We start from the raw sequence: 15,266 nt of genomic DNA, 5'->3' as shown, positions 1-15,266 counted from the left end.
TGTTAGCTGCTTGCGTCAATTCCCCGAGTTTGGTTTTGTCGGCAGCGAAATGATGGATGGGGCATGATGGCTCGCGAAACTGGAATTCTGGCGGACCGCGCGATTGCGGCACTGTTCGAAACGGGGCGTCTGAACTCCGAGCGGGAGCTCGACCGCGATCAGATCCAGCCGGCAAGTCTCGACCTGCGCTTAGGAAGCAAGGCGTTTCGTGTGCGCGCCTCTTTCATGCCCGGCCCCTCGCATCTGGTCTCGGACAAGCTCGATCGGCTGAGCCTGCACGTGATCGACCTTTCCCAGGGCGCGGTGCTCGAAACCGGTTGCGTCTACATCGTGCCGCTGATGGAGAGCTTAGCGCTGCCGGCCGACATGTCGGCTTCGGCCAATCCGAAGAGCTCGACCGGCAGGCTCGATATCTTCACCCGCGTCATCACCGACTACGCCCAGGAATTCGACAAGATCCCGCCGGGCTATTCCGGCCCGCTCTATCTCGAAATCAGCCCGCGCACCTTCCCGATCGTCGTGCGCCGCGGCTCGCGCCTGTCGCAGATCCGCTTCCGCGTCGGCCAGTCCGTGCTCGGCGAGCCGGAACTTCTGAGGCTGCATGAAAGCGAAACGCTCGTTGCCAGCAAGCAGCCGAACGTCTCGGGCGGCGGCATCGCGCTGTCGATCGATCTCACCGGCGACAAGGACGGCCTGATCGGCTATCGCGGCAAACACCACACCGCCGTCGTCGACGTCGATGAAAAGGACCAGCACGATATTTTTGATTTCTGGGAACCGCTATACAGCCGCGGCCGCAACGAGCTGATCCTCGATCCCGACGAGTTCTATATCCTCGTCTCGCGCGAAGCCGTGCATGTGCCGCCGGATTATGCCGCCGAGATGACCCCCTTCGATCCGCTGGTCGGCGAATTCCGCGTCCATTATGCCGGCTTCTTCGATCCGGGCTTCGGCCATGCGCCGGCCGGCGGGCGCGGCAGTCGCGCCGTGCTCGAAGTGCGCAGCCACGAAGTGCCCTTCATCCTCGAAGACGGGCAGATCGTCGGCCGCCTGGTCTACGAGCACATGCAGGAAAAACCGGCCAGCCTCTACGGCTCCGGCCTCGGCTCCAACTATCAGGCCCAGGGCCTCAAGCTTTCCAAACATTTCCGCATCTGACGCCGGCCTGACGGGCCGCGACTTGACAGCGGCCCCCATCTGTTGGAAATCTCAAGGCATCGCGGGTGTAGCTCAATGGTAGAGCAGCAGCTTCCCAAGCTGAATACGAGGGTTCGATTCCCTTCACCCGCTCCAGCTGCCTTTCCAGCGATGTCCTTCTAATCCCCGAAAAACCGAATCGGCTTATACCGGCGGTGTGCGATGATCAGGCTGCGGTCGGGCTGGATGATGTAGGTTTCCTCCACCTGTTGGCCGTATTGGTCGATAAAATCATGCGGGAAGGAGGAGCCGGGTGGCGATTTGGTGAGCTTGGTGCGCGGCTGGCCGTGATAGATGATGCTGCCTGGGATGGGTTCGAGGCCCGGGCCGCTGTAGCTGACGGTGTTGCATCCCGCCAGAACGAGTGTGCCGACGAGGCCGATGATTGCCGGTTTCATATCCATCCCTTCCGATGCGCAGAACGTTGCGATCTTACTCCCGATCGCAACAGACGCACCAGATGAAACGGCGTCTCCGCCTTCACTCGTTCGAGAGGTGCTGCCCGGAGCGCAGGAAATCCATGCGTTGCCGAAACCGGCGGTGTCTGCTAGATCGGCAGTGTCGAAAAAGGCAGGATCGGTTGAGGTAAGCCCGATCCCTTCCGTTGGAGCGTCGTGAGCGCTCTCAAGAAGCTCTGCTCCGTGGCCTATGGCACGAGAACCCGCGACGTGATCCGCATCAAGATGCGGGATCCCGGCGGCGTGCGGAGACGGCAAAAGGCAGTCCCGGGATTTTTTCAAACGGAGACTGTCATGCGCCTGAACCATCTCGATTTTCACGTTCCCGATATTACCGCGACGGCGGATTTCTTCATCCGCCATTTCGGCCTGACGCTGAAGGATATGCGCGGCCAGAATGGCCTGGCGATCCTGACCGACGACGCCGGCCTCGAAATCGTTCTCAGCCACGCGATCGCGAAGTTCGGCACCGCCGACCAGGTCGAACTGCAGCGTCAGACTTATCACGTCGGCTTTATTTTGCCTGAGAAGGCTGATGTTGATATTGTTCATGCCGGGCTTGTTGCCGCCGGTGCGGTCCTGTCCGGCCCGCCGGCCACCATGCGCGGCGGCTGGCTGTTTTATTGCACGGCGCCCGGAAATATTCTGGTCGAGGTTGGGTGGCGGCCGGTTTAAGTGAAATCCCAGAAGGAAGGGTGCGGCCCGTAGCCTGCCCCTCATCCGGCTCCCGGCATCGACCGGGGTCGCGCCACGGTCTCGGCCCGTCCTTCGGACCCCCGTAAACAGGGCGAAGGGGGGATGTGCCGCGACCTTTCCGGTCCCCGCCGACCTCTCGCTGGGCACGTCCCCTCGCCCCGTTTTTACGGGGAGAGGGTTAGGGTGAGGGGCAGCTATCCGCGCGAACCGGGCAGGCGTGCCTCTTGCCGGCTCAGAATTCCGTCCAGTCGGCATCCTGCGTCGACGGCGTGCTGCTGTTGCCGGCGCCGAAGGCGTTGGAAATCTTCTGGCCGAGTGCGCGGGCGGGTGAGGCGGCCGGGCGGGCCGTGCCTTCCCTGGCGATGCGGAGCTGCGCTGCCTTAGCGGCCGGGCGTGGGGCCACCCGCGGTGCCGGGGCTGTCGACCGCGTAGACGCGCTCGGTGCGGCGGCGGCAAAGCCGCCGGTGCCGGTCAATCGGAACTGGCCGAGCAGCGTGTTGAGCGCCGATGCTTCGCTGGCGAGGCTGTGGCTGGCGGCCGTCGACTGCTCGACCATTGCCGCATTCTGCTGCGTGCCCTGGTCCATGGTGTTGACGGCGGTGTTGATCTCCTGCAACCCGATCGACTGTTCGCGCGAGGCTTCGGCGATCGCGTGGACGTGCTGGTTGATTTCCTGCACCTCGGTGACGATCACATCGAGCGCCTTGCCGGTCTCGCCCACCAGCGTGACGCCGGTCTGGACATGAGAGCCGGAATTGGTGATCAGCGACTTGATCTCCTTGGCGGCATTGGCCGAGCGCTGAGCGAGCTCGCGCACTTCCTGGGCGACGACCGCAAAACCCTTGCCGGCTTCACCGGCGCGCGCGGCTTCGACGCCGGCATTCAAGGCCAAGAGGTTGGTTTGGAAGGCGATGTCGTCGATGACGCCGATGATGTTGGAAATTTCGCCTGAGGACTTTTCGATCTCGTGCATGGCGGAGATAGCCTTGCGGACGATCTCGCCGGATTTTTCGGCGCCGAGGCGGGTGCGGGTGACGAGCTGGCTCGCCTCCTCGGCGCGCTTGGCGGCATCGCGCACCGTCGTGGTGATTTCTTCCAGCGCCGCTGCTGTTTCTTCTACCGAGGCCGACTGCTGTTCCGTTCGCCGGGAAAGCTCGTCGGCGGAGGAACGGATCTCGTTAGCGCCGGCGCCGATGGCCCGCGCATTGGCCCCGACCGCCTGCATGGTCTCGTTGAGCTTCTCGACCGAGTGGTTGAAATCCTGGCGCAGCGCATCGAGATGGGCGACGAAAGGCGCGTCGATATGCGAAGCGAGATCGCCGGCCGCAAGGCGGCGCAGGCCATCGCCAAGGGCTGCGACGGCGCGTTCGAGCTCGGCTGCCTCGCGGGCTTTCTGCGCCTCGCGTTCGCGGCGCTCGCCGTCGCTGACGCTGCGGTCGGCCTCGGCGCGCGCCTCCATCTGGCGACGCTCGATCGCGTTGTCGCGGAAGATCGAGACCGCCTTTGCCATCTGGCCGACTTCGTCGCGGCGGTCGAGACCACTGATATCGCTATCGGTGTCGCCCTCGGCAAGGCGCGTCATGCGCAGGCTGAGCTTCGTCATCGGGTCGGCAATGCCTTTCTGCGCCATGGTGACGCCAAAGCCGATTGCTGTGAGAACAGCGGTGCCGATCAGAGTGAGACAGAAGGTGATCCGGCCGTTGACGGATGCTGAGAGGCCGTCGCCGCCATCGTTGAGCATCGCCATCATCGCATCATTGTTGGCGATCATCTTCGGCGTCAGCGCATCGAGCTTGGCATTGATCAGGGCGACGTTTGCGAGTGCGCCCGCGCTGTCCTTGCCCTTGTTCTGCTCGATGATCTTATTGGCCAGAGCTTCGATTTCATCGATGCCGGCCTGGATTTCGTCTATCGCTGCCTTGCGGCTCGGAACCAGGGCGAGGGCCTGTTTCATCCGGTCGCGGGCCTGCGGCAGCTTGCTCGGTGTGGCAAGCGCCGTCTGGTATGTCGGCGTATCGGGCTGCATCTCGGCAACCAAGGTGACCTGCAGCACCGAGGCTACGACCGAGGCGCTGGCACGTGCGCTCAGCATCGAGGCCTGCGCCTCATGATCGATAAAGGCGCCATAAGCGGCGTCCGCCCGGCGGAACTCGGAGATGACATAGATGAGCCCCGCCATCGTGATCAGCCCGAGCAGCGCCACGACCGAAATGATCTTGGTACGGATTTTCAGATGCTTCAACATGTAAAATGTCACCCGATTTTGCCGGGCGCGCGGCGCGTCCGGTGTTTGGAAATTATGTTGGTAAAGAGCGCTGCCTGACTGTCGCGGCGCCGGAAAGGGAATTGACGCATGCATCATGCAATCGGCTGGCGGGCCTGTGTCGTCGCGACAAATAGAGGTGATATTCTTTAATTCCGCGCTAACGTGCAGGTGCAGGCGCACCCCTAGTTTTGAGGGGCAGCGGGAGGACTGCGCCATCGCTCCAGAGAGCTCATCCTTCGCGGGGCGTGGGAGGATGCTGCGGCAAATGAGGAGCGTTGGAGGATGTCGCGGCCAATGGGTTCGTGAGCCTCATCCACTCCCTCACTCCCATGATATTCCCCGGCGGGCATGACTCTGTTACATCTCCTCGACCCTAACCCCGGAACTGGATCATCATGATTGGACCCCAGCTGGCATCCCCGACTCTCAGGGCTTTTCTGGCGGCCGGCCTGTTTCTGGCAGCGCTGTTTTCAAACTTTGCTGCATTCGCTCAGCAGGCTGCCCCTTCGCTGCCGTTGCTCTTCGATGCCCGCGAGCGTCTCGCCAGGCCGGATCTCTCGTCGCTGGTCCGCCTGCGCTTTCTGACGTCGGTTGATTTCCCGCCGTTTAATTTCACCGATCAGAACGGCAAGCTTTCCGGCTTCAACGTCGATCTCGCCCGCGAAATCTGCGGCGAGCTGGAGATTTCGGATAAGTGCCAGATCCAGGCAATGCCTTTCACCGATCTCAAGGATGCCCTCGCCGCCTCGCAAGGCGATGCCGTCATCGCCGGCCTTGCGGTCACCCCGGAGCTGCGCCGTCAATTTCTCTTCTCCCGGCCATATCTGATGCTGCCGGCGCGCTTCGTGCGCAATCTCGCCGCCCCGCTTGATGGAAAGACCGCTGCTGCGCTCTCCAACCATTCGGTCGGCGTCGTCAAAGGCACGGTGCACGAGGCGATGCTGGCAGCCTTTTTCCCGGCGCTGAAAGCGCAGGCTTTCGACACGAAGGACGCCCTGCTTGCGGCGCTGAAGGAGCGAAAGGTCGATGCTGCCTTCGCCGATGCGCTGCAGCTTTCTTTCTGGGTCTCGTCCCCGGCCTCCGACAAATGCTGCGCGCTGTTCGACGGCCCCTACCTCTCCGAACATTTCCTCGGCGAGGGCATGACGATCATGCTGCGACAGAAGGACAGCGTGCTGACATCCGCCATTGATCATGCGCTGGCGGCGCTGTCGCGCACCGGCCGTCTCCAGGAGATCTATCTGCGCTATTTTCCCTACGGGCTCTACTGAGCCTCAAGGATTATCCCTTGCGGAAGCGGGCAATGGCGCTCCGCTCGATCGCCGCGCAGGTGAGCTTATCGAGGCCGAGGCGGTCCCGCAGCAGGCTGAGCAGTCGCAGTTCCTCTGCCTTGACCGAAAGATCGGCGGAGGCCACCTCGACGGCAAGCGCATAAGCGGTGTCATAGAGTTTTGCCGGCAAGGTATCGCGGACCGTTTCGAGGACCACGTCGAGGCCTTCAGGCCCAGCCAGCAGCACGGCGCAGTCGCGTGCTATCGGAATGAGCTTGTCGTCATCAAAATCCCTGAAAACCGGCAGGAAGCCGATCAGCTGACCGATCCTTTCCATCTCCCTGTCGTTCATGGTGCTGTCGACGGCGGATGCCATCACCATCACGTAGATCAGCGCATCATGGGCGGAAAGCGGCTTGTTCATTTCTGATTCCTTGTTGATGAGCGCAGATTAGGAATTGGCGGCGGCCTTTACAAGAGATCGGCAGCTCTCCCCCGGCGGGCGGCCTGTCACTTGCGGCGCGGATCGCCGCCGTAAACCCCTTTCTGCGCCTGTTTCGCCTTGTCGGCGACGGATGCAAGCGGCGAACCCGCCTCTGCTTCCGCCCAGCCGCTTTCGGCAAGCCACGCGCCGAGATCCTGCGTACCGAGCCGACAGGCGGCGATCGCCGTTCCCTTCCATTCGACCGTGTCGAGATCGCAGGTGATGCTGCGGTTGCGCAAGAGCTGGCGCAGCGCCGTCTTCGCCATCATGCCGCAGGGCCATTGCCGGCCTGCCGGCCCGCATATCCCGTCGGCCGGCGTGAGGGCGATGCCGGCAAGCTGGAGCCTGCGCTCCCCGAAGGAAAGAATGCCCGCGTTTTCGACCAGTGGCCGCGGCAACTCCATGGCCTTTTTCTCGGCCGGCCCTGCCGTTTGGCTGGATGTCGGCGCCGCTTGTTGCGGGATAGTGGCGGCTCTGGGCGCCGCGCCTTCAGTCGCCGCCGCTGGGTGCGGGACCGCCGGTTCCACAGAGCGGGCGATCATTTCGGCACGTTCGTCGGATATTGTCGCTGCCGGTTCGGCGGCCCCGGAGGCAACATTCGGCGCAGCCGCTGCCGTCTCCTCTGTGGCTGCGGTTTCTTCCCCTCCCGTGCCGCCGCGAAGCCTCGCTTCGCCTGCCTTCAGCAGGCCGACCACCACCGCCATCCCCATAATACCTGTAAAGACGGCGGCAGGGCGCATGGAATATCTTCCTACTGGCTGGCCCAGATGATGCGGGCGATCCAATCGACATCGGCAAGATCGAGCGTGCGGTTGGGATGTTCGGGATTGAGCGACATCAGCTCGATCGACCGTGGGCTCTGGCGCAGCAGCACCTTGGCCATTACTTCGCCCGCGCATGTGCGCACGACGACGCGGTCGTTGCGGCGCACATGCGCCCCGGGCTCGACGATCAGCACGTCGCCGTCGCGATAAAGCGGCATCATGCTTTCGCCCTGCACCTCCAGCGCGTAGGCGCCGGATCTCTGCGACGGGTTGGCCGGAAACTCCACCACGTCCCAGCCATGACCGGCCGGAAAGCCGCTATCGTCGAAGAAGCCGCCGGCGCCGGCCTGAGCGAAGCCGAGCAGAGGAATGGCGCTGCCCGGCGGGGGGGCGGCACGCTCGCCGATCCGCTCTCCGGCGGAACTGGCGGCCGGTTGCATGAAGGCGAGAAACTGCTCCATGCTCGCCCCCGTCGCATCGAGCACCTTGGCGATCGATTCCGTCGATGGCCAGCGCAGCCGCCCATCGGCGGAAAGCCGTTTCGACTTGTTGAAAGAGGTGGGGTCGAGCCCGGCACGGCGCGCAAGACCGGATGGCGTCAGCTCGTGCCGTTCGGCAAGCCTGTCGATCGCCTCCCAGATCTGCTTGTGTGACAGCATATGCGCCCGATTCCGTGCAGCCTGTCTCAGGCCGCGCTTTAGAGCACCGTGCGTCCGCTTCGGACGTATAAAGGACGCTCTAACACTCTAAGTCTGAACATCTCACCTGCCGAAAATCGATTTGGATTTTTCGAGCCGATGCTTCAGCGACAGAATACTAGCCGACCGCACGCCGACCGTAAAGGTAAGGAGGAATAAAATCCTGTTATCGACCGGTTTCGGCCGCCCTCAAGCCACCATCGCCATATTGATCTTGCCGAGCTGGATAACCGCCTGTGTGCGGCTGTCGACATCGAGTTTCAGCAGGATTGCCGAGACATGCGCCTTGATCGTCGCTTCGGAGACGCCGAGTTCATAGGCGATCTGCTTGTTCAACAGGCCCTCGGCCAGCATGGTCAGCACCCGGCTCTGCTGCGGCGTCAGCGTGTGCAGGCGGCGGATCAGGTCGGCGACGTCGGGATCCTGCTCCTGGCCGTCGCGATAGCTTTCCGGTGTGGCGATATCGCCGGCAAGCACCGTCTGGATGCCGCGGCGGATGTCTTCGATGCCCGAGGATTTGGAAATGAAGCCGGAAGCGCCGAGCTCCAGGGCCCGGCGGATCGTCGTGGCGTCGTCGCTCGCCGAAACGATGATGATCGGCAGGCTGGCGAATTCGGCGCGCAGCGCCATCAGGCCGGAAAAGCCGCTGACGCCGGGCATGGCGAGATCGAGCAGCATCAGGTCGGCATCTGGATGTGTGCCGGCGGCGGTGCGTGCGGCTGCGAAATCACCGGCCTCGACGATGGTCTGCCGGCCTTCCATGCCGATCACCGCCTGGCGCAGCGCATCGCGAAACAGCGGATGATCGTCCGCGATGATGATGGTCTGTTCCTGCATCGAAAACTCCCTCCCAAGAGTCCGATCATGCCGCATGCGCGCCGTCCCCTCGGCATTGCATGCAGGCATTCTGAAATGACTATATCAGATCATGTCTTCTGCGGAAGGGGATTGGCTTTTTCGTCAGCCTGGAACTCCTTCACCATCCCCATGAAGCTCTTCATCATCCGCTCCATGATGCTGATCGAGCGGTCGATCTCGGCGTCGCTCGGCAGCGCACGCTGGATGAGGCCGCCCTGTTCGAGCTTGGTCACCCGCTCTGAAAGCCGGTCGAGCTCGTCCTCATAGGCCGCCCGCTCATCGGCCGCCATACGGCAGACGAGGGCGCCGTCCTTGTCCTGGCAGATCGACATGGCGCCGGTCTGGCGGTCGAGCCGGACGAAATGGTCGCCGCTCTTCTCCAGTTGGAATCGGCCCGCGTCGGTCTCGGCCGCTGCGGCGCCAAGCGGCAGGAGAACAGCGCCAAGTGCGAGAACCAAAATCTTCATCGTCTCATCCTCCGGATTTTGCCTGGGCTGGCCCCGCTTTTTGCGTGCCGAGGCGTGGACATCGCCGCCTCTTTCCGGCAAAGCGCTCATGACCCAAGGATCAGCAATCGCGAGGCCATGATGACCGTGACACCGACCCTTTACAAGATCGTGACGGAAACGCTCTGGCAGCAAGTCAGACAAAGCGGTGTTTTTCATGGCGCCGGCATCGATCTCAAGGACGGCTTCATCCATTTCTCCACGGCCGACCAGGTGAAGCAGACCGCGGCCCTGCATTTTGCCGGCCAGTCCGGCCTAGTGCTGGTCGCCGTCGATGGCCGCGGTTTCGGTGACAAGCTCCTCTTCGAACCCTCCCGCGGCGGCGATCTCTTCCCGCATCTCTACGCCGATCTGCCGCTTGCGGCCGTGCTCTGGGAGGCGCCGCTGCCGCTCGATGAGAACGGCGTTCATATCTTCCCGGAGCTGCAGCCATGATCGATCCCTTCAAGCGCATCGCCCGCAAGGGCCTTTTCCTGTTCGACCCGGAAACGGCGCACGGCATGTCGATCGCCGCGCTGAAGTCTGGCCTCGTGCCCGCCTGCCGGATCACTCCCGATCCGCGCCTGCGCCAGACCATCGCCGGCCTCACTTTCGAAAACCCGCTCGGCATGGCGGCCGGCTACGACAAGAATGCCGAGGTGCCGGAAGCGCTCTTGAAGCTCGGCTTCGGCTTTACCGAGATCGGCACCGTGACGCCGAAGCCCCAGGCTGGCAATCCGCGCCCGCGCATCTTCCGCCTAGTCGAGGATGAAGCCGTCATCAACCGCCTCGGTTTCAACAATGAGGGCCATGACGCCGCTTTCGGACGTCTCTCAACGCTGGCGGGCGGCGGCATGATCGGCGTCAATATCGGAGCCAATAAGGATAGCGAAGATCGCATCGCCGATTATGTCGCCGGCATCCGTCGCTTCTATTCCGTGGCGCGTTATTTCACCGCCAATATCTCCTCGCCGAATACGCCCGGCCTGCGCGACCTGCAGGCACGCGAAAGCCTCGCGGCGCTGCTGTCGACCATGCTTTCGGCGCGCGACGAGATGGCGCAGAAATCCGGCCGCAAGATCCCGGTCTTTCTGAAGATCGCCCCTGACCTGACCGAGGAAGGCATGGACGATATTGCGGCGGAAGCGCTCGCGCATCCGCTGGATGGACTGATCGTCTCCAACACCACGCTGTCTCGCGACGGTCTCAAGGACCAGCGCCAGGCGAAGGAAGCGGGCGGTCTTTCCGGCGTGCCGCTGTTCGAAAAATCGACGGCGGTGCTTGCCCGAATGCGCAAGCGCGTCGGCCCTGATCTGCCGATCATCGGCGTCGGCGGCGTCTCCTCGGCCGAAACAGCGCTGGAGAAAATCAGGGCGGGTGCCGATCTCGTCCAGCTCTATTCATGCATGGTCTATGAAGGCCCCAGCCTGCCCGGCGATATCGTCCGCGGTCTTTCGGCGCTGCTCGACCGCGAAAAGGCCGGCTCGATCCGCGCGCTGCGTGACAGCAGGCTGGATTACTGGGCGGCGCGGAAGGTCTGATCGGCCCGCGGCCCGACCAGCATGGCGAGGAAGAAGCCGCGGAAGAGCAGGAAGGCGTTCATGCCAAGCCACAAACCGTGATTGCCGAAGAGCGGCACGAAGACGGCGAGCATAAGGAGGTAGCCGGCAAAGGACATCAGCATCCGGTTGCGCATGTCGACCGACCATGTCGCGCCGATGAAGACGCCGTCCATCAGGAAGGCGAGCGCCCCCGTTAGTCCGGTAATCGCAGCCCAGGACAGATAGGTTTCGGCCGCCTGCCGCACCTCCGGCGAGGTGGTCAGCACCGAGATCAGCCAAGGGCCGGCGAGGAAGAAAAAGGCGGAAGCGAATGCGGCCAGTCCGAACGACCAGATGGTTGTCAGCTTCAGCCCGCGGTCGAAGGCCGGCCTGTAGCGTGCGCCGATCGCCCGGCCGGTGATCTGCTCGGCGGCATTGGCAAGCCCGTCGAGATAATAACCTGACAGCAGGAAGAAATTCATCAGTACGGCATTGGCGGCCAGTGTCACCGCCCCGAAGCCGGTGCCGATCCGCGTCATGATCGTGAAGGCGCCGATCAGCACGAAGGTGCGGATCAGGATGTCGCGGTTGAGTGCGAAAAGCTCCGCCAGCCGGTGCCGGGAAAAGATCTCGGCCCATGCCGGACGCTCGGCCCTGCCGAAATCTTTGAGCACGATGAAAAGCCCGGCGAATGCGCCGGCTGTTTCACCGGCCGTGGTTGCCCAGGCGACCCCGGCCACGCCCCAGCCGAGCGACAGGCCGAGATAAATGGATAGCAGAATATTGATGCCGTTGATCAGCGCCTGCAGCAGCAGCCCGACACTGCCCTGTCCGCGCCCGAGCACGAAGCCGAGAATGGCGTAATTCGCCAGCGCCGCCGGTGCCGCCAGCATTCGGATCGCGAAATAGGTGCCGGTCGCCTCGGCGATCGCCCCTTCCGCGCCCATCAGCCGCAATCCCGCCGTCTCGATCAGCGGCGAAAGGCAGAGCAATGCCAGCCCGCAGGCGAGCGCTGAAATCAGCGCTCGCCAGAAGACAGCCTGCTGTTCGTGCCCGTCGCGCCGGCCATAGGCCTGCGCCGTCAGTCCCGTCGTCGAGGCGCGCAGGAAGTTGAAACTGCCGAGGATCAGATCGAAGAGCATCGCGCCGATCGCCAGCCCCGCCAGCGCTTCCGCGTTACCCATATGACCGACGACGGCGGTGCTCGTCAGCCCGAGCAGCGGCGTCGTCATGAAGCCGAGCGTCATCGGAATAGCGATCGAAAGCACCAACCGGTGCGTCACCTCGAAAGCGAGAGTGTTGTTGTTGCTGCGCGTATCCATGACCTGCCTTAGATCGAGGCAGAATCGCCTCGGCTGGAAAGCACCATGGCCCAGTAGGGCAGGTTCCTGGAAGACGTATTATGGGCGACTGCGACGCCGAGGCCGTCATAACGCCCGAGCATGTTTTCCAGATGATGCGGCGAATTGATCCAGGCAGTCACAACGGCGTCGACGCTCTGCTGGCCGGAAGCGATGTTCTCGGCCGCCGGCAGCCGCACGCCGCTCGCCTTGACGCGGGCGCCGAAGCTGTCCGTCATGCCCATGAGGTGCGCCATCTTGCCGGCACTCGCCATGCGCTTCGCCTGGAAGAGGGCCGCCGTCTGCGCCGCCGGATCGACCTCAAGCGGCGGCAGGCCGTTCTTCGCCCTCAACTGGTTGACGAGCGGCAGCACGCTCGTCGTCTCGTCCTCGCCGTTCGAGGGCGTGCCGGCAATTCGCGGGGTCGTGGTGCAGCCGGCGATGCCGGCGGCGAGTGCAAGTCCGGAAAGAGTGAGCAGGCTGCGCCTGGAAAGATCGATTGATATCATGTTATCGGCGATAGCTGAAAAGGCGAAGGATGACGAAGAGCGGGATGACGATCGTCGCCCCGAGGAGGAGATAGTCGCCGACGCGCCCGAGCGCGGCAAAGCCCCGGTGCCAGAGTTCCAGGATGAAGTCGCGGAACCCATAGATGATGTTCCACGGCGTCAGGCCAAAAACGGTCATGACGAATCCGACAATCAGCGACACCACGATGAGTTTAATCAATGTGCGGCCGAGTGAATCGCCGAGGAACCTGTTCACCTGATCGGACATGCGCCATCTCCTGTTTGCCCCTGGAATAAGGTCGCGGCGCACCGCCCGCAAGCCCTTTCCGGAATTGGCCGCTTCGCCTCTGAAATAGGACTTGAGTTTTTTTGTGGCCGCCGGCAAATGCCAGCGAAACGATAGGTTCGTCATGCAGTCCCACCAGCTTTCCTCAGGCGATGTCATCGCCGACCGCCGCGCCGATTATGCCAGGATGCTCGAAGAAGGCGGCGAGGCGGAGGCAGCGGCCGAGCTGATGGAGCAGGCGCTGGAGCTCGTGCCTGCCTGGGCCGCCGGCTGGTATCGGCTCGCCACCTATCTGGAAAAGGCGGGCAGGGGGGAAGCCGCGATCGAGGCCTATCGCCGGACGATCGCCCTCGATCCCGAGGATATATTCGGCGCCACCCTCAAGCTTGCCCTTCTCGGCGACTCTGCGATCCCCGACCGGCCGCCGAGCCGCTACGTCGAGCGCCTGTTCGACGATTATGCCGATCGATTCGACACCGCCCTCGTCGAAAAACTCGATTACAGCGTCCCGCAGAAGCTCGCAGACCTCATCGCCTCCACCGGCAGGCGTTACGAATGCGCCGTCGATCTCGGCTGCGGCACCGGCCTGCTCGGCCCGGAGATCCGCGCCCGCGCCCGCCGCCTCGAAGGCTTCGACCTCTCGCAGAACATGCTGGCCAAGGCCGCGGAGAAACGAGCCTATGATCATCTCGCCCGAGCCGATCTGTCGCTTGCGCCCGAGCGCTCCGGCCTGTTCGACGATGCCGGGCACTGGCGGGCCGACCTCGTGAGCGCAGCCGACGTGCTGATGTATCTCGGCAACCTCGAGAGCGTCTTTGCGATCGTCGGTGAACTCGCCGCCGCCGGTGCGGATTTCGCCTTCTCCGTCGAGGATGCGGGCGACGGAGAGGCTTTCCAACTCGCCCCGTCGTTGCGTTACGCCCATTCGGAAGCCTATGTGAGGCAACTGCTTTCCCGCCACGGCTTCGAAATCCTCAAGATCGTCAAGACGGTCATTCGCAAAGATGGCGGAAAACCGGTTTCCGGCATTCTGTTCCTTACGCGCAACGCTGCGTAAGCGAACTTTTCTTGCTATTTTTTAATAGGTCAGCATTACTTACCTATTTTGCTTGATTGCAACGGCAGAAGACTGATATTTCACTGATATCGCCAAGAGCGCGGCGATACCGACCGCGCCCCGCCGGCTCATTTCACATTGCAAAAAACGTCACCGCCTTCAGGAGTTCCTCGGAGGCTTTCGCGAACCTGTCTGCCGTGGAGACTGGAATATGACACAGCGCATCAATGCCCTTGGCGTCTGGAATACCAGCGCGACCCGCCATACGCCGATCGAAGATGTGCAAGGTATCTTCTCCGGCAGTCTGATTGCCGCTCTCGGCATTTATGTGCTCGCCAGTGCCGGCCTTCTCACCGGCAGCACCGCCGGTGTCGCCTTCCTGCTGCACTATGCCTTCGGCGTCAATTTCGGCCTCGCCTTCTTCCTGCTCAACCTTCCGTTCTTCTATCTCTCGTGGAAGCGCCTCGGCATGGCCTTCACGATCAAGACTTTCATTGCCATCGGCCTGACCTCGGTGCTATCAGACGTGCAGTCGCGCTTCTTTTCGATTTCGAGCATCCACCCGGCGTGGGCTGCCCTTCTCGGCGGCCTGCTGCTCGGCTTCGGCCTGCTGGCGCTTTATCGCCACCGCGCCAGTCTCGGCGGCGTCGGCATCCTCGGCATCTACCTGCAAGAACGCTTCGGCATCCGCGCCGGCCTCGTCCAGCTCGCCATCGACATGTGCGTCCTCGCCGCCGCCTTCTTCGTCACCACGCCGTCCGTCGTCTTCTATTCGGTGCTCGGCGCCATTGTCCTCAACCTCTTCGTTGCCATCAACCACCGCGCCGATCGTTACATTGCGCTGTAGGGGTGGCTGCCCCTTTATCCGTCTACGGGCATCGACCGAGGCCGAACCACGGGTCTCGACCCGTCCTTCGGACCCCGCACGCGAGGCGAAGGGATAAGCCGCGACCTCTCCGTTCCTCGCACACCTTTCGCAGGGCACGTCCCCTCTCCCCGTAAAACGGGGAGAGGGGACGCGCCGTAATCGGACCTTCACCGATAGCGGACTAACCTTACAAATCGGTAACCCATTCTAAACAAATCGTAACTTGCCTCAGATCGGCCTCGGCGCGACACTCCTGTCGCGCCGGATTTGATGAGGTGAACCATGTCAGATTTGGAAAAACTCGTAAGACGCCGCATGCAGGAAGAATACGCCAAGGGCGCTTCCGCAGAGGAAATTACCAAGGTCGTCCGCGACATATTCAACAGCATCGACCTCTCGGGCAGTGGGTCTGAAGCCGTTGCCGCGCGCGCCGCTGCCGATCGCGATTAACCTGATATTCGACCGACCCGAGATATTCGGGTCGGTTC

Annotated in this window: 18 protein-coding genes and 1 tRNA gene; 9 read left to right on the top strand and 10 right to left on the bottom strand. The window is 63.0% G+C overall.

All coding sequences use genetic code 11. The annotated features are described in order from the left end of the window. Positions 1-63: 63 nt before the first annotated feature. Both FHT70_RS26790 and FHT70_RS26785 read left to right on the top strand, forming a co-directional pair. A complete protein-coding gene (locus FHT70_RS26790; protein WP_085776833.1) occupies positions 64-1,158 on the top strand; it encodes a 2'-deoxycytidine 5'-triphosphate deaminase in 1,095 nt (364 codons plus the stop codon). A 61-nt stretch (positions 1,159-1,219) separates the two neighbouring features. Further along, positions 1,220-1,293: transfer RNA gene (locus tag FHT70_RS26785), tRNA-Gly, on the top strand. Between the two features lie 23 nt (positions 1,294-1,316). Here FHT70_RS26785 and FHT70_RS26780 read toward each other — a convergent pair. Further along, a complete protein-coding gene (locus FHT70_RS26780; protein ID WP_183706019.1) occupies positions 1,317-1,595 on the bottom strand; it encodes a hypothetical protein in 279 nt (92 codons plus the stop codon). Positions 1,596-1,949: 354 nt separating this feature from the next. Between FHT70_RS26780 and FHT70_RS26775 the strand changes: the two genes are divergently transcribed. Continuing rightward, positions 1,950-2,330 (top strand): VOC family protein, encoded by a 381-nt coding sequence (locus FHT70_RS26775; protein WP_183705996.1) that lies wholly within the window; start codon positions 1,950-1,952, stop codon positions 2,328-2,330. 253 nt (positions 2,331-2,583) lie between these two features. Here FHT70_RS26775 and FHT70_RS26770 read toward each other — a convergent pair whose 3' ends face one another. Further along, complete coding sequence (locus FHT70_RS26770) at positions 2,584-4,596, bottom strand: methyl-accepting chemotaxis protein (protein ID WP_183705994.1); 2,013 nt, start codon at positions 4,594-4,596, stop codon at positions 2,584-2,586. A 416-nt stretch (positions 4,597-5,012) separates the two neighbouring features. On the opposite strand from FHT70_RS26770, the gene FHT70_RS26765 reads away from it, so the two are divergent. Then, entirely contained in the window at positions 5,013-5,888 is an 876-nt protein-coding gene (locus FHT70_RS26765; RefSeq protein ID WP_183705992.1) for a transporter substrate-binding domain-containing protein, read from the top strand. A gap of 10 nt (positions 5,889-5,898) precedes the next feature. Here FHT70_RS26765 and FHT70_RS26760 read toward each other — a convergent pair whose 3' ends face one another. The 5 genes from FHT70_RS26760 to FHT70_RS26740 form a co-directional block, all read right to left on the bottom strand. Then, entirely contained in the window at positions 5,899-6,312 is a 414-nt protein-coding gene (locus FHT70_RS26760) for a tellurite resistance TerB family protein (protein ID WP_183705991.1), read from the bottom strand. 86 nt (positions 6,313-6,398) lie between these two features. After that, a complete protein-coding gene (locus FHT70_RS26755) occupies positions 6,399-7,112 on the bottom strand; it encodes a thermonuclease family protein (protein ID WP_183705989.1) in 714 nt (237 codons plus the stop codon). Between the two features lie 11 nt (positions 7,113-7,123). Beyond that, positions 7,124-7,795 (bottom strand): helix-turn-helix transcriptional regulator, encoded by a 672-nt coding sequence (locus tag FHT70_RS26750; RefSeq protein WP_183705987.1) that lies wholly within the window; start codon positions 7,793-7,795, stop codon positions 7,124-7,126. 228 nt (positions 7,796-8,023) lie between these two features. Continuing rightward, entirely contained in the window at positions 8,024-8,671 is a 648-nt protein-coding gene (locus tag FHT70_RS26745) for a response regulator transcription factor (RefSeq protein ID WP_085776838.1), read from the bottom strand. 89 nt (positions 8,672-8,760) lie between these two features. Then, positions 8,761-9,159: a hypothetical protein gene (locus FHT70_RS26740; RefSeq protein WP_097601587.1), complete on the bottom strand. Its 399-nt coding sequence runs from the start codon at positions 9,157-9,159 to the stop codon at positions 8,761-8,763. A gap of 120 nt (positions 9,160-9,279) precedes the next feature. Between FHT70_RS26740 and FHT70_RS26735 the strand changes: the two genes are divergently transcribed. Continuing rightward, positions 9,280-9,633 carry a DUF952 domain-containing protein gene (locus FHT70_RS26735; RefSeq protein ID WP_183705984.1) on the top strand — a complete coding sequence of 118 codons (354 nt, stop codon included), beginning with the start codon at positions 9,280-9,282 and terminating at the stop codon, positions 9,631-9,633. Continuing rightward, positions 9,630-10,718, top strand: a complete 1,089-nt coding sequence (locus FHT70_RS26730; RefSeq protein ID WP_183705982.1) for a quinone-dependent dihydroorotate dehydrogenase — start codon at positions 9,630-9,632, stop codon at positions 10,716-10,718. Before FHT70_RS26735 ends, FHT70_RS26730 begins: the two co-directional genes overlap by 4 nt. On the opposite strand, the gene FHT70_RS26725 is transcribed toward FHT70_RS26730, so the two are convergent. From FHT70_RS26725 to FHT70_RS26715, 3 genes are read right to left on the bottom strand one after another with little or no spacing between them, the layout of a single operon-like run. Beyond that, positions 10,694-12,040, bottom strand: coding sequence for an MATE family efflux transporter (locus FHT70_RS26725; RefSeq protein ID WP_183705980.1), 1,347 nt, complete (start codon positions 12,038-12,040; stop codon positions 10,694-10,696). The genes FHT70_RS26730 and FHT70_RS26725 overlap by 25 nt on opposite strands. Before the next feature lie 8 nt (positions 12,041-12,048). Continuing rightward, positions 12,049-12,567: a CAP domain-containing protein gene (locus FHT70_RS26720; RefSeq protein WP_097601590.1), complete on the bottom strand. Its 519-nt coding sequence runs from the start codon at positions 12,565-12,567 to the stop codon at positions 12,049-12,051. Position 12,568: 1 nt separating this feature from the next. Further along, positions 12,569-12,835, bottom strand: a complete 267-nt coding sequence (locus FHT70_RS26715; RefSeq protein ID WP_085779950.1) for a DUF6460 domain-containing protein — start codon at positions 12,833-12,835, stop codon at positions 12,569-12,571. A 142-nt stretch (positions 12,836-12,977) separates the two neighbouring features. Between FHT70_RS26715 and FHT70_RS26710 the strand changes: the two genes are divergently transcribed. The 3 genes from FHT70_RS26710 (at position 12,978) to FHT70_RS26700 (ending at position 15,228) form a co-directional block, all read left to right on the top strand. Further along, the gene (locus FHT70_RS26710; RefSeq protein ID WP_183705978.1) at positions 12,978-13,910 is read left to right on the top strand and encodes a methyltransferase domain-containing protein; all 933 of its coding nucleotides are present in this window, start codon (positions 12,978-12,980) and stop codon (positions 13,908-13,910) included. A gap of 211 nt (positions 13,911-14,121) precedes the next feature. Further along, a complete protein-coding gene (locus tag FHT70_RS26705; RefSeq protein WP_183705976.1) occupies positions 14,122-14,757 on the top strand; it encodes a YitT family protein in 636 nt (211 codons plus the stop codon). A 303-nt stretch (positions 14,758-15,060) separates the two neighbouring features. Further along, the gene (locus FHT70_RS26700; RefSeq protein ID WP_157131363.1) at positions 15,061-15,228 is read left to right on the top strand and encodes a hypothetical protein; all 168 of its coding nucleotides are present in this window, start codon (positions 15,061-15,063) and stop codon (positions 15,226-15,228) included. Positions 15,229-15,266 lie beyond the last annotated feature (38 nt).

It is taken from the genome of Rhizobium sp. BK049, from assembly GCF_014193135.1.
In the GTDB taxonomy this organism is placed as follows: Bacteria; Pseudomonadota; Alphaproteobacteria; order Rhizobiales; family Rhizobiaceae; genus Rhizobium.
The sequence above is the reverse complement of the archived record's forward strand: the minus strand, read 5'-3'. Positions and strand labels throughout refer to the sequence as shown.

Bases quoted from the DNA above. Each gene is read 5' to 3' on its own strand.
- FHT70_RS26740 (WP_097601587.1), bottom strand. From the start codon at position 9,159: ATGAAGATTTTGGTTCTCGCACTTGGCGCTGTTCTCCTGCCGCTTGGC.
- FHT70_RS26780 (WP_183706019.1), bottom strand. From the start codon at position 1,595: ATGAAACCGGCAATCATCGGCCTCGTCGGCACACTCGTTCTGGCGGGA.
- FHT70_RS26750 (WP_183705987.1), bottom strand. From the start codon at position 7,795: ATGCTGTCACACAAGCAGATCTGGGAGGCGATCGACAGGCTTGCCGAA.
- FHT70_RS26710 (WP_183705978.1), top strand. From the start codon at position 12,978: ATGCAGTCCCACCAGCTTTCCTCAGGCGATGTCATCGCCGACCGCCGC.
- FHT70_RS26775 (WP_183705996.1), top strand. From the start codon at position 1,950: ATGCGCCTGAACCATCTCGATTTTCACGTTCCCGATATTACCGCGACG.
- FHT70_RS26765 (WP_183705992.1), top strand. From the start codon at position 5,013: ATGATTGGACCCCAGCTGGCATCCCCGACTCTCAGGGCTTTTCTGGCG.
- FHT70_RS26755 (WP_183705989.1), bottom strand. From the start codon at position 7,112: ATGCGCCCTGCCGCCGTCTTTACAGGTATTATGGGGATGGCGGTGGTG.
- FHT70_RS26715 (WP_085779950.1), bottom strand. From the start codon at position 12,835: ATGTCCGATCAGGTGAACAGGTTCCTCGGCGATTCACTCGGCCGCACA.
- FHT70_RS26790 (WP_085776833.1), top strand. From the start codon at position 64: ATGATGGCTCGCGAAACTGGAATTCTGGCGGACCGCGCGATTGCGGCA.
- FHT70_RS26700 (WP_157131363.1), top strand. From the start codon at position 15,061: ATGTCAGATTTGGAAAAACTCGTAAGACGCCGCATGCAGGAAGAATAC.
- FHT70_RS26735 (WP_183705984.1), top strand. From the start codon at position 9,280: ATGACCGTGACACCGACCCTTTACAAGATCGTGACGGAAACGCTCTGG.
- FHT70_RS26730 (WP_183705982.1), top strand. From the start codon at position 9,630: ATGATCGATCCCTTCAAGCGCATCGCCCGCAAGGGCCTTTTCCTGTTC.
- FHT70_RS26745 (WP_085776838.1), bottom strand. From the start codon at position 8,671: ATGCAGGAACAGACCATCATCATCGCGGACGATCATCCGCTGTTTCGC.
- FHT70_RS26705 (WP_183705976.1), top strand. From the start codon at position 14,122: ATGACACAGCGCATCAATGCCCTTGGCGTCTGGAATACCAGCGCGACC.
- FHT70_RS26725 (WP_183705980.1), bottom strand. From the start codon at position 12,040: ATGGATACGCGCAGCAACAACAACACTCTCGCTTTCGAGGTGACGCAC.
- FHT70_RS26760 (WP_183705991.1), bottom strand. From the start codon at position 6,312: ATGAACAAGCCGCTTTCCGCCCATGATGCGCTGATCTACGTGATGGTG.
- FHT70_RS26770 (WP_183705994.1), bottom strand. From the start codon at position 4,596: ATGTTGAAGCATCTGAAAATCCGTACCAAGATCATTTCGGTCGTGGCG.
- FHT70_RS26720 (WP_097601590.1), bottom strand. From the start codon at position 12,567: ATGATATCAATCGATCTTTCCAGGCGCAGCCTGCTCACTCTTTCCGGA.